This is a genomic window from Variovorax boronicumulans (assembly GCF_019352895.1).
Classification (GTDB): Bacteria; Pseudomonadota; Gammaproteobacteria; order Burkholderiales; family Burkholderiaceae_C; genus Variovorax; species Variovorax boronicumulans_A.
The window spans coordinates 142199-153409 of the sequence record NZ_JAAAFX010000007.1 but is presented as its reverse complement, the minus strand read 5'-3'; the positions used below and the strand labels follow the sequence as shown (position 1 = coordinate 153409).

Genomic DNA, 11211 nt, shown 5'->3' with positions numbered 1-11211 from the left:
GGCGGTTTTTTTCACAGCCATGTCACGCGACGCATGCAGACGCGCGAATGCCCGGGAGGCGGCCTACCCGAGCAGCACGATGCCGGCCGGCAGCATCGTCACTCTGGCGCCGTAGCTGGCACCGATCAATGTCTCGACGCGCGCGAGCTGCTCCAGCCGCAGCCGGGCCTGCACCCTGCGGCGCCCCAGCTCGGCATTGGTCACGATCAGGCGGCCGGGGCGGTAGCGGTTGATCTCGTCGACCATCTCGGCCAGCGGCATGTCGTTGAACACCAGCACGCGCTCGCGCCAGGCGTCGACGGCCGCGATGTCACGCGCACGCGCCAGCTCGGCGCCGTGGCGGCCGTAGTTCAGCTGCTGCGCTTCGCGCGCGACCAGCGTGCGGCCGCCATGCCGCAGCGTGACCGCGCCGGCCATGCAGGTCACGCACACCTCGGCGCCGGTGGCGCGCACATTGAAGCGGCTGCCTGCCTCCGCCATCAACTGGCCGCCGCTCGCGCTGACGTTCAGCGGCGTGCTGCGGGTGGCGGGCAAGCGCACCTGCACCTCGCCGTCGAGCAGTTCGAGCGCGACCGGCTCGCCATCGGCGCCGCGCCGCAGGTTCAGGCTGGTCTGCGTGTTCATCTCGACCACCACCGCATCCGCCAGCACCACTTGGCGCTGCTCGCCGGTGCCCGTGCGGTAGTCGGCCGTCATGTCGGACAGGGCGGGCCACAGCCGCGCCGGCGGGCGCACGAGCACGAAGGCCGTCGCACCCGCTGCCAGCGCGGCACCGAGGAAGCGCCGCCGCCCGGCCCGCGGCCAAGCGGCGGGGGCCGTGCGGCGCGCGGGCTCGTCGGCACGCATGCGCTGCGCCAGCGCCTGCGCGGCCGGCCGGGTCGCGTCCCAGAGCCGCGTGGTTTCGGCCATCACCTGCGCGTGCAGCGGGCTCTGGCCGCACCAGCGCTTGAAGTCCTGGGCGTCCACGCTGGTGGCGCGGCCGGAGCTCAGGCGCACGAGCCAATCCCGCGCCTGGTCTTCCAGGGCGCGTTTGTCGGGCGGGGTGTTGGCGGCCATCATGCTCGTGCGCTTCGCTTTGCTTTCTTGCTCTGCTACTCAGACTGTCTTCCGGCGCCGGGACCGAAACGCTGGATCACGTCGCGCTCCAGCCGGCCGGCGCAATGCACCAGCGCCGCCTTGACCTCGCGCTCGACGATGCGCACCGACACGCCGTGGCGCAGCGCGATGTCCTTGTGCGGCGTCTCGTCCACGCGCGAGGCGATGAAGATCTCGCGGCGGCGGCGTGGCAGCTCCGCCAGCGCCCGCTCCAATGCGTGCACCTCGCTGCGCGATTCGCTGATGCGGGCCGGGTCGTGGCTCTCGTCGGCGAAGTGCAGCAGTTCCTCGACTTCGACGAAGTCGAGCAGCCGCCCGCTCGCGACCCGGCGATCTTCCGCCACATTGGCCGCGATGCGCAGCAGGTAGGCCACCGGGCTCTGCAGCGGCCCGGGATCGGCCATGCGGCGCACGCGCAGCCAGGTCTCGTGCAGCACGTCGTCGGCCATCTCGTCGGAACCGAACTTGCGTTTGAGCCGGCCGCGAAACTCCTGATAGCGGCTCACGAGCAAGCCGCGCAGGAAACCGGGCGTGTCCTGGTCCATCGCGGCTTCAGGACGCGGGCTCGCCGCAAACGTCCGTGCTGTCCGCGCTGCGCGGGCGCAGCAGGATGGTGAGCGGCTGCTCGGCCTCGCTCGCGGGCGGCGCCAGCACCAACGTTTCCATGGCCGCGCGCAAGGCCGCATCACGCGGCGGCAGGCCGGTGGACGCCAGCATCCGCGTGCGCTGCACATGGCCCGCCGGGCCGATCCACAGCTGGATCACCGCCCGGTAGCCGCCCGGCTGCACCTGCGGCCAGCGGCACAGCGCGCGCTCGAGCGCGCGCTGCACGGCGCGCGCGTTGCCTTCGGCCGGCGGCAGGGCCGCAGGCACGGGCGGCTCGGATGCCACGGCCGGGGGGGAGCCCGAAGCGGAGAGATCCTCGGCCAGCGTCAGCGTGGTGTCCGCGGTGAAGCGCGCCACGAGGCCCGAGCCTTCGAGCAGGCGCTGCAGTGCATCTTGCGGCGTGAACTCACCCTGCACCGCCATCGAATGGCGGCTCGCGGTGAGCTGGCCGTCGAAGAACACCGACAGGCCGGTAGCCTGCGCATAGGCCTGAAGTGCGTCGCCCAGGGGCTGGGCGGGGATGTCGAAGGCCATGCGTTGCGACGTCGTCGGCATGACCGACCTGGCTGTCGCGTCGGTCATGCACAAGGCCGCGGACAGCAGGGGAATGAGCAGGGTCAAGACCCGCGCCGGGCGCAACCGAGCGAATCGAAACATGCGGGATCCTGTCAGCGGAAAGGAAGATCGATGGCCCGGAGGGCCAGGCGATACCGTGCGGCGAGCCGATGCTAGTGGCGGTTTGTGACAGTTTGAATGCAGGAAGCCCTCGCACGGGGCAGCATGCCAAAGACAAGCGTGGACGTTTACAAACGAGTTTAGACAAGAAAGCGTCAAACTGGTCAAGCCGCCCTGGGATTTTAGACAACCCAAAGCTGGTTGAATGCAACTGCGGGGATCATCTCCAACTGAAGCGCTCCCGGCCGCCGATGAGCCAACGGCGACACGCACACCGCGTGCTACGGTGCGCCAGGCGACAACCAACAGGTCAAGGTGCGCCTGGCCGAGATCGATGCCCTGGAGAAGGCCCGGCCGTTCGGTGAGCGCAGCCGGCATGCACTGGCGTCCATGCGCGCGGGCGAGCAAACGGTGCTGCGGCCGACGACTACCGACCGCTAAGGCTGCATGGCCGCGCGCGTGGGGTGCCGCGGCAAGGAGCAAGCGCCGCGCTGGCGCGAACGGGCATAGCCTGGGCGTACACCCGGTATCAAACCGATCCGCAGTTGCAGCAACTCGAGCGTCAGGCGTGCGCGCGGGTGTGGTTGGTACTGGACACTGCGGCCGAGCCGGTGCCACAGTGGGAATGGTGTAAGGCCAAGCGCGGGAGCTGAGCCGGTCGCAGTGCGCCCGCCCGTGGAGCTTTTCACATTTGCATCTGGCTGAGTTGCTAAATAGCCGCGCGCACGTTTAGGAGCACGACCGTGTCTGCTTCGTAGGTGTCGTTGTACGTGTCGAGGTGGTCCATAACCGCCGCCAGCGCAGCCAACTCCTTATCCATCGGCATCGCGCCGCCAGCCTCTGCCCACTCAGCAATTCGGGCAATCGTTTGTATCTGCTTCATGGCGGCACTTTGCACACGAGCCAAGGCACGTGCAAGACACCGGGTCCGTAGCGCCATCCGTTAGTCACCCTCTGATCATGGCGGGCCGGATCAGCTTGGCCACTTGCTGAAGAAGCCCAAATTCTGCTGGGTCCAAGAACTGGGAGCAGACATCAAAATGACAGAGGCTTCCGACGATCTCACCGCCTTCAAAAAACTCTGTGATCGGAACACCTATGTACGAAACCATCACGCCTTGATAGGGATGGCAAATGATTGCAAAGGCGATGTGCTCTGGAACTTCGAGCAATTTCTGGTGAGCCGCCATGGAGACGTAGTGGCATGATTCGCGCCGGATGTGACGGCAGACGACCTGCGCCTGCTGACGGTCATCGAGGCTCAACTCGCACTCCGCTGATTGAATGTATCTCGATCTTTCGATCTGGAGAGGCTCTGGGTTCAAGCTCGCTTCGTCGCCACCTGAATGGCCATCCGTTCGATGTCCACTGCGGCGCTGATCGGGAGATGTGCACCAAGCTGCGTACTGCGCTTCATCAGCCGTGCGGTGGGAGCATCGACGTAAGCGAACTCCGCAGCCAATGCTGTGCTGGCCTGACTCAATTCGCTCGCCCTCACGATGCGAGTGATCAGACCCATCGATTGAGCCTCGCGCGCATCGATGCGACGGCAGGTGAAAAGCAGATCGCGTGCAAGGGCCGACCCCACCACGCGCGGGAGACGCTGGGTGGCACCCGGCGCGCCCAGTGCGGCCTCGGGCCAGCGAAACGTGGCGTCGTCGGAGGCCACCGCGAAGTCGCAGCTCAGCATGAGCTCGCAGCCCGCACCGACGACCGGCCCATGGACGATGGCAGCCACAGGCATGGGCGCCCGCTCAATAGCCAGATAGGTGTCGAGGCCTTCGTTGCGGCGCATGAGCTGCCAATCGGCGGATTGCGTACCAAACTCCTTGACATCGATGCCGGCGCAGAAAGACGAGCCTTCCCCTTCCAGGATGACGGCATCGGTCTCCTCGTCGTGACGCAACCCCTCGAAGAGCGTGCGCAACTCGATGCACATGGCGAGATTCATTGCATTGCGTACCTGCCGTCGATCGAGGCGCACCCGCAGCACGCGCTCCGTGCGCGAAAGGGAGAGCGTGTGGAATTCGACGTTCATTGTGTACCTCCACCAAAGCGCCTCATGCAGCCGTTGTCGACGACCACCACGCCGCGCTCCGGCACCTTGACGCGAAAGCTGCCGTCCTTCCAGATCTCCACGCGCAAGGTTTCGCCAGGAAAGACGGGCGTCGTGAACCGCATGCCCATCGAGCGGATCGCGCGCGGATCGTAGTTCTGCAGCGTGCGCAGCAAGGCATGGCAAGCAAAGCCGTAGGTACACATTCCGTGAAGTATCGGCCGCTCGAAGCCCGCCGCCCGGGCCGCTGAAGGGTCAGCGTGGATACGGTTCTCGTCGCCGTTGAGCCGGTAGTAGAGCGCCTGTTCCGGCCTGGTCGCTAGCTCACACACGAAGTCTGGTGCGTCGCCCGGCATCGGGTGCGGGGCATCGACGGGTCCCGCGGGTCCGCCGAAGCCGCCTTCGCCGCGCAGCAGCATCGTGGCGCGCGTGAGCGCCAGCGGCTCGCCGGTACGAGCATCGAGCAGGGTCCTGCGCGAATACAGCAGCGCGCCCTTGCCTATCCCTCTGTCGATGATGCGCGTGATCTCGGTCCTGCCGACGATCTCGCCTTCGGCAGGCAGCGGCCGCATCAACTCGACGTGCTGTTCGCCATGCACCACGCGACTGGCGTCAACGCCGGTATCGGGGCGCGCGAGCCAGAAGCCGGGATAGCCCAGCACCAGCGCGAACGAGGGCGTGGTGAGCATGTCGTCGCGCAGATCGACGAATCGCAGTTGGCGTTCGTCCATCGGGTCCTGGGCGAAGCCCACGGACAGCGCATAGAGCGCCGCATCCCGGCGCGTGTAGCGCTGGCGCACTTCGGGGACGGGGTAGTGAAGAAGTCGTTCGTAGTCCAGCATGTCTGTTTTTTTCGATCGGTTGTACGGGCATTGCAGAAGAGCCGCAGCATCGGCTCAGCGCTCCAGAATGGTCACGACGCAGGCGGCCTCCTCGAGACCGTAGAAACCACCGCCGTTCTCGGCCAGCGCCAGGCGCGCGCCTTCGACCTGCCGCGCTCCGGCTTCGCCGCGCAGTTGCGTCACCAACTCGTGAATCTGGATGGCACCGGTGGCACCGATGGGATGCCCCTTCGACAGCAGGCCACCCGACACGTTGATCGGACGGCGTCCGCCCAGGCGGCTCTCGCCGCTCTCGACCAGGGCGCCACCCTCGCCGTAGTCGCAGAAGCGCACGTTCTCCGAGTGGATGATTTCCGCGATCGCGGAGGCGTCGTGCAGTTCGGCGACCGAGATGTCCTGCGGCCCGACCCCGGCCATCTCGTAGGCCCTGTCGGCCGCGATGCGGGTGAGATGGCGGTCGTATTGTTCGGGCGTGCGCTGCGTGCCGCTGCTCAGGGCGATGCCGCGGATGCGCACGGCGCGGTGGCGATCCAGCTTCGCGAGCGCCCGCTCGGAGGCCAGTACCAGCGCACCGGAACCGTCGCTCATCGGCGCGCACATCGACCGGGTCATGGGCCAGGCGATCAGCTTGTCGGCCAGCACCTCCTCGACGGACATCGGCGTGCGGTACTGCGCGTCCGGATTGAACTGCGAATGCCAGTGGTTCTTCGATGCGACGGCGGCGATCTGCCGCTGGGTGGTGCCGAATGTCCGCATGTGGAAGCGCGCCTGCGCGGCGTAGATGTCCATGAACACGCTGCGCTCGCCTGTCGCGAGCGCGGCCTCGGGCGGCAGCGGCATGCCTTCGCCCATGGCGAGCAGCGCCGCGAGATGCTGGTCGGCCAGTTCCCTGTCCCAGCTGCCCTTGAAGGCCTCGAACATCTCGGCGCGCTTCTCGGGAAAGTTCATCTTCTCGGTGCCCACCACGAGCGCGATGTCGTACAGGCCCGACGCGATGCCCGCATAGCCCTGGATCAGGCCCGAGCTCGAGCTGGCGCAGGCGTTGTCGGTGTTGGCGATCGCGATGTTCTCGAAGCCGTAGGCGCGCAGTGCGCACTGTCCGCGAATGCCGTGCTGCCCCTCGAGCGCGCCCTGGCGCGTGTTGCAGAACCAAGCGGCTTCGATCGCCTCCTTCTGCAGCCCTGCATCGGCGAGAGCGGCGTCGACGGACGCGCGCGTCAACTGCTTGACCGACTTGTCCAAGTGCTTGCCCAGGGGGGTGATGGCGGTACCCACGATGTAGACGTTCGTCATGTTTTCCTTCGTTGCGATTGATGAAGCGGTGCGGTCCGCCTGCGTGGCGCCGAGGCCGCCGCGATGCCGGACCGGTGCGCTCATGATATTGCGAAAATCGTTTTCGCAGATTGACATAAACGCCGTACGCTGCTTCAATCAACCTCGTTCTAGCGATCGCGGCATGGCACCAAGCCCTGGCGATCCCACCCACGAAAAGGAGACAAATGGATTTGAACATCGAAGGAAAGGTGGCCATCGTCACCGGCGCAGGCTCCGGCATTGGCGCGTGCGTGGCCCGCACCCTCGCCCGCGAAGGCGCGTCGGTGGCGGTGGTCGAAGTGGATGCGGCGAAAGCCCAGGCGGTGGTCGCCGAGCTTCAGGCGGCGGGACACAGGGCCCTGGCCGTGGCGGTCGATGTCACGGATCCGCAATCCGTCCAGGCCATGGCCGCGCAGGTCATCGAACGCCTGGGCGGCATCCACATCCTGGTGAACAACGCCGGCTTCACCCGCGACATGCACTTGGTCAAGATGAGTGAGCAGGCCTGGGATTCGGTGGTCGACGTGATCATGAAGGGGGCCTTCCTCTGCACCCGCGCCGTGATGCCGTGGATGATCGAGAATCAGGGCGGGCGCGTCATCAACATCTCGTCGCGTGCGCACCTGGGCAATCCGGGCCAGGCCAACTACTCGGCCGCCAAGGCCGGCCTGCTGGGATTCACGCGTGCGCTGGCTCTCGAGGAGGGTCGCTACAACATCACGGTCAATGCTGTGGCGCCGGGCATCATCGACACCGAAGCCGTGCGCTCACTGCCGCATTTCGAGAAACTGCGCGCCGCGGCCGAGAAGACGACGCCGATCCCGCGCATCGGTGACACCTCCGACGTCGCCGATGCCGTGGCATTCCTGGCTTCGGCCCGTGCGTCGTACATCACCGGAGAAGTCCTCCATGTCACCGGCGGCCGCTACTAGGGCCGCGCGGTCAGCGGCGCGCTGGCAGATGCAGAGTGGTGGAAATCTGCTTGGCAATGTCGCCCAGCCGGGGGCCCAGTTCGCCGAAGATCCTGTCTCGCGAAAGCAGGTAGGAAGGACCGCCGAGGTTGAGGGCGAAGGCGCGCTGCCCTGGTGGCGCCGCCACCGGAACCGCTACGCCATGGATGTCCGCATGCCAATCGCCGAGGCTCGTACAAAAGCCGTGCAAACGGAACTCCTCGCGCGCCGCGTCGAATTTGGCCAGCAACTCGTCCCACTCGCTACCGTGATGGCGCTGCAGGTCCAGCAGCAGCGCGTCGCGCTCGTGGGGCTCCAGGCCCAGCAGGTAGGCACGACCCATGGCCGAGGTCATGATCGGCACGCGCGAGCCCGGCCGCAACGCAAGATGGATCGGGCCTTTGCCTTCGCAGGTGACGGTGTAGACCATGGCCTGCCGGTCGGGCATGCCCAGTCCGACGTTGAAGCTGCTGTCGTCCGCCAGCGCCTGCATGAGCGGCCTGGCCGCCGCCGCAACGTCGATGCTCGCGATGGCGGCATAGGCAAAGGCCAGCGCGCGGCCACCCAGCTCATAGGTCGACTGGCGCGGGTTGTAGCTAAGGAAGCCCAGGCGCGTCAGCGTGTGGGCCAGCCGCGAGACGGTCGGCTTGGTGAGCCCGGTCCGTTCGGCCAGTTCTTGGTTGCCCAGCGGCCCTTCCTTGGCGCGAAAGGCGCTCAGGACCTCCAGGCCCCGGGCCAGCGACGCCACGAACTGTCCGTCGGCCGTGTCTTCGTCGGGCAATGGCGCATCGGCACGGGGACGTCGGGTGGCATGCCCCGCACGCTTTTTTGCCGGTACGGCAGCGACCACGGACTTGGCCTTCGAGGCGCTACCGTCGCCAGATTTGGTATTTTTTTGAGCCATTTTCAACCGGAATGATCGAATGAATTCAATTCTTCTTTGCAGCAAAAACGCGAACATTTTCAAATGAAATCGCATCCAGACGCAGGCGACTCCTTTCATGGGAGCTGCCGAACGTTGACGCATCATACACCGCCAATACTTTAAACAACCATTCATCGCGTCGGATTGAGATATCCAACCAGAGGAGACATATCATGAGAAAAATCATTCAAGGACTCTTGGCTGCAATGCTGTTTTCTTCTGCAGCTCAGACATTGATGGCAGAAGAAAAATATCCAGCCCGCCCGGTCACGGTCATGGTCGGATTCGCGGCCGGCGGCGGCACCGATCAGATGGCACGGATGTACGCCAAGAAGCTCGGCGACAGGTTGGGCAAGAGTTTTGTGACCTTGAACCGCGAGGGCGCGGGCGGCAACATCGCCATCCAGACGCTGGCCAAGAGCCCGGCCGACGGCTACACCCTGGCCTTGGGCTCGGACTACATCGCGAGCAACGTCGCGCTCAAGCGCAACCCCTACGACTGGCAGGCCGAACTGGCACCCATCGCCGCGATCGCACAGCTTCCCAACGTGATCATCGTTCCACCCGACTCGAAGATCAACACGGTCAAAGAGCTCATCGATGCAGCGCGACAGCCTGGTGCGCACCTGACCTACGGTTCCGCGGGCGTCGGGTCGTCGCAGCACCTGTCCGGCGAGATGTTCAACGCCATGGCCGGAACCAAGCTCGTGCACGTGCCGTACCGCGGTGCGGCATTGGCCGAATCGGACCTGATGGCCGGGCAGACGGACCTGATGTTCGACTCGGTCGCCACTGCGATCGGCCTGGCCAAGGGCGGACGGGTCAAGGTCATCGCCGTGACCTCCCTCAAGCGCCATCCCGAACTGCCGAACGTGCCGACCGTGGACGAAAGCGGCCTCAGGGGATTCGACGTCAGCCCAGGCTACTATTTTCTGGCCCCCGCCAAAACGCCCAAACCGGTGGTGAGCGACCTCTCGGCGGCCGTTCTTTCCATTTCCAAGGACCCGGAAGTCCAGAAGTTCATGGCCACGCTGAATACATTGCCGCTTCACCTGGATGCCGCACAAACCGGCGCGCACATGAAGAGCGAAGTGGAAAAATGGGGGAAGATCGTGGAAAGCAGCGGCCTGAAGGTTGATTGAAATTCCAGCTCCCAATTCATATCATTCAAATTAAAATTCGACTGCGCCGCGCCAGACAATGAGCGGCACTCGAATTCAATCCATGAGCAACAATTCAACTCAATCCAACAGCCGGGAAAATCTCTTTTCGCCCGAGCACGAACTCTTTCGCCAAACCGTCCGGCGTTTTCTCGAAAAGGAGGTGCTGCCCTTCCACGCCGACTGGGAACGCGAAGGCCGCGCCCCGCGCGAGATCTGGACCCGGGCGGGTGCCGCCGGGCTGCTGCTGCCCGACCTGCCCGCCGAATACGGCGGCGGCGGCGGCGACTTCCTGCACTTCGCGGTGCTGGTGGAGGAGATCGCGACGGCGCTGGCATCGGGCGTTTCGGGGTTCACGACGCATTCGGGCGTGGTGGCGCCCTACCTGTTGCATTTCGGCACCGAGGAACAGAAACACCAGTGGCTGCCCAGGCTGGCCAGCGGCGAGGTGATCGCGGCCATCGCCATGACCGAGCCGTCTGCGGGCAGCGACGTCAAGGCCATCCGCACGACAGCGGCGAAAGTGCCGGGCGGCTACCGGCTCAAGGGCCAGAAGACCTTCATCACCAACGGTTGGAACGCCGATCGCGTCCTGGTCGCGGCCAAGACCGCGCCCGAAGCGGGGCGCCACGGCATCAGCCTGCTCTGGGTGGACGCCCATGCCGAAGGCTTCAGCAAGGGCGCACCGCTGGACAAGCTGGGCCAGAAGGCGCAAGACACCACGGAGCTGTTCTTCGACGACGTCTTCGTGCCCGCGCACGACCGGCTCGGCGAAGAGAACCAGGCCTTCACCTACCTGATGCGCGGGCTGATCCAGGAACGCCTCATGGTCGCGATGCGGTGCGCCTCGCTGCTCGAGGCCTCGCTGGGCTGGACGGTGGACTATGCCAAGGAACGCCAGACCTTCGGCAAGGCACTGATCGAACACCAGCACCTGCGCTTCCAGCTCGCCGAGGTGAAGACGCTCGCCTACACGACGCGGGTCCTCGTGGACCACTGCCTGGTCGAGCACATGAAGGGCGCGCTAGGTGTGAAGGCCCAATAGGTTGTTTCGGGTGTTCACCCGGAGAAGTTTTGAGAGACTGGAAATCGCCAAACGCCCAATCCACTCAAAACCCCGAACCGGATGAACACCCATAAGAATGCCCGATTGACGTACCTGCGCCGCCTGGAGATGGTTCACGACATCACTGAGCGTGGCGTCAGCGCATCAGATGCGGCTCTCGCACATGGTGTCAGCGCCGTCACTGCCCGCAAGTGGCTGGCCCGTTACCTGGTCGATGGCGCGGCGGGCCTGCTGGACAAGTCCTCTCGTCCCGAGAAGTCGCCTCGCTCCATCGAGCCTCATGTGGCCCTGGCCATCGTGGAGTTGCGCCGCAAGCTCTTCCTGCAGGCACGCATCGCCTCTTACATGGGCGTGTCCAGGGCGACCGTCAGCCGCGTGCTGCGTCGTGCCGGGCTGTCTCGACTGAGCGACCTGCGCCCGGACGAGCCGGTGCAACGCTACGAGCGCGACAACCCTGGCGAACTGCTGCACATCGACATCAAAAAGTTGGGGCGCTTCGACAAGGTCGGCCACCGCATCACT

Annotated in this window: 13 protein-coding genes; 4 read left to right on the top strand and 9 right to left on the bottom strand. The window is 65.6% G+C overall.

Annotated elements, in window-relative coordinates:
- Positions 1 to 63: 63 nt before the first annotated feature.
- The 8 genes from K0H49_RS15715 to K0H49_RS15680 all read right to left on the bottom strand — a co-directional run bounded on the left by K0H49_RS15715 (position 64) and on the right by K0H49_RS15680 (position 6567).
- A complete protein-coding gene (locus tag K0H49_RS15715) occupies positions 64 to 1056 on the bottom strand; it encodes a FecR family protein (protein WP_257624903.1) in 993 nt (330 codons plus the stop codon).
- Positions 1057 to 1091: 35 nt separating this feature from the next.
- Positions 1092 to 1640, bottom strand: a complete 549-nt coding sequence (locus K0H49_RS15710; protein WP_219214279.1) for an RNA polymerase sigma factor — start codon at positions 1638 to 1640, stop codon at positions 1092 to 1094.
- Between the two features lie 7 nt (positions 1641 to 1647).
- Positions 1648 to 2322 carry an STN domain-containing protein gene (locus K0H49_RS15705; protein ID WP_219214277.1) on the bottom strand — a complete coding sequence of 225 codons (675 nt, stop codon included), beginning with the start codon at positions 2320 to 2322 and terminating at the stop codon, positions 1648 to 1650.
- A gap of 763 nt (positions 2323 to 3085) precedes the next feature.
- Positions 3086 to 3259 (bottom strand): hypothetical protein, encoded by a 174-nt coding sequence (locus tag K0H49_RS15700; protein WP_219214275.1) that lies wholly within the window; start codon positions 3257 to 3259, stop codon positions 3086 to 3088.
- 64 nt (positions 3260 to 3323) lie between these two features.
- Positions 3324 to 3641 (bottom strand): GAF domain-containing protein, encoded by a 318-nt coding sequence (locus K0H49_RS15695; protein ID WP_219214273.1) that lies wholly within the window; start codon positions 3639 to 3641, stop codon positions 3324 to 3326.
- A 56-nt stretch (positions 3642 to 3697) separates the two neighbouring features.
- Positions 3698 to 4414 (bottom strand): enoyl-CoA hydratase/isomerase family protein, encoded by a 717-nt coding sequence (locus tag K0H49_RS15690; protein ID WP_219214271.1) that lies wholly within the window; start codon positions 4412 to 4414, stop codon positions 3698 to 3700.
- Entirely contained in the window at positions 4411 to 5274 is an 864-nt protein-coding gene (locus K0H49_RS15685) for a MaoC/PaaZ C-terminal domain-containing protein (RefSeq protein WP_219214269.1), read from the bottom strand. The genes K0H49_RS15690 and K0H49_RS15685 overlap by 4 nt, the downstream gene beginning before the upstream one ends.
- A gap of 54 nt (positions 5275 to 5328) precedes the next feature.
- Positions 5329 to 6567 (bottom strand): thiolase family protein, encoded by a 1239-nt coding sequence (locus K0H49_RS15680; RefSeq protein WP_219214267.1) that lies wholly within the window; start codon positions 6565 to 6567, stop codon positions 5329 to 5331.
- A gap of 206 nt (positions 6568 to 6773) precedes the next feature.
- Between K0H49_RS15680 and K0H49_RS15675 the strand changes: the two genes are divergently transcribed.
- Positions 6774 to 7520: an SDR family NAD(P)-dependent oxidoreductase gene (locus K0H49_RS15675; protein WP_219214265.1), complete on the top strand. Its 747-nt coding sequence runs from the start codon at positions 6774 to 6776 to the stop codon at positions 7518 to 7520.
- Between the two features lie 10 nt (positions 7521 to 7530).
- On the opposite strand, the gene K0H49_RS15670 is transcribed toward K0H49_RS15675, so the two are convergent.
- Complete coding sequence (locus K0H49_RS15670; RefSeq protein ID WP_219214264.1) at positions 7531 to 8541, bottom strand: IclR family transcriptional regulator; 1011 nt, start codon at positions 8539 to 8541, stop codon at positions 7531 to 7533.
- 95 nt (positions 8542 to 8636) lie between these two features.
- On the opposite strand from K0H49_RS15670, the gene K0H49_RS15665 reads away from it, so the two are divergent.
- From K0H49_RS15665 to K0H49_RS15655, 3 genes are all read left to right on the top strand, one after another.
- The gene (locus tag K0H49_RS15665; protein ID WP_257624902.1) at positions 8637 to 9605 is read left to right on the top strand and encodes a tripartite tricarboxylate transporter substrate binding protein; all 969 of its coding nucleotides are present in this window, start codon (positions 8637 to 8639) and stop codon (positions 9603 to 9605) included.
- An 82-nt stretch (positions 9606 to 9687) separates the two neighbouring features.
- Complete coding sequence (locus tag K0H49_RS15660; protein ID WP_219214260.1) at positions 9688 to 10668, top strand: acyl-CoA dehydrogenase family protein; 981 nt, start codon at positions 9688 to 9690, stop codon at positions 10666 to 10668.
- A gap of 81 nt (positions 10669 to 10749) precedes the next feature.
- A partial coding sequence (locus K0H49_RS15655) for a leucine zipper domain-containing protein (RefSeq protein WP_257624901.1) occupies positions 10750 to 11211 on the top strand: 462 nt, incomplete at its 3' end.

Bases quoted from the DNA above. Each gene is read 5' to 3' on its own strand.
- K0H49_RS15715 (WP_257624903.1), bottom strand. From the start codon at position 1,056: ATGGCCGCCAACACCCCGCCCGACAAACGCGCCCTGGAAGACCAGGCG.
- K0H49_RS15710 (WP_219214279.1), bottom strand. From the start codon at position 1,640: ATGGACCAGGACACGCCCGGTTTCCTGCGCGGCTTGCTCGTGAGCCGC.
- K0H49_RS15700 (WP_219214275.1), bottom strand. From the start codon at position 3,259: ATGAAGCAGATACAAACGATTGCCCGAATTGCTGAGTGGGCAGAGGCT.
- K0H49_RS15690 (WP_219214271.1), bottom strand. From the start codon at position 4,414: ATGAACGTCGAATTCCACACGCTCTCCCTTTCGCGCACGGAGCGCGTG.
- K0H49_RS15685 (WP_219214269.1), bottom strand. From the start codon at position 5,274: ATGCTGGACTACGAACGACTTCTTCACTACCCCGTCCCCGAAGTGCGC.
- K0H49_RS15680 (WP_219214267.1), bottom strand. From the start codon at position 6,567: ATGACGAACGTCTACATCGTGGGTACCGCCATCACCCCCCTGGGCAAG.
- K0H49_RS15675 (WP_219214265.1), top strand. From the start codon at position 6,774: ATGGATTTGAACATCGAAGGAAAGGTGGCCATCGTCACCGGCGCAGGC.
- K0H49_RS15670 (WP_219214264.1), bottom strand. From the start codon at position 8,541: ATGAAAGGAGTCGCCTGCGTCTGGATGCGATTTCATTTGAAAATGTTC.
- K0H49_RS15665 (WP_257624902.1), top strand. From the start codon at position 8,637: ATGAGAAAAATCATTCAAGGACTCTTGGCTGCAATGCTGTTTTCTTCT.
- K0H49_RS15660 (WP_219214260.1), top strand. From the start codon at position 9,688: ATGAGCAACAATTCAACTCAATCCAACAGCCGGGAAAATCTCTTTTCG.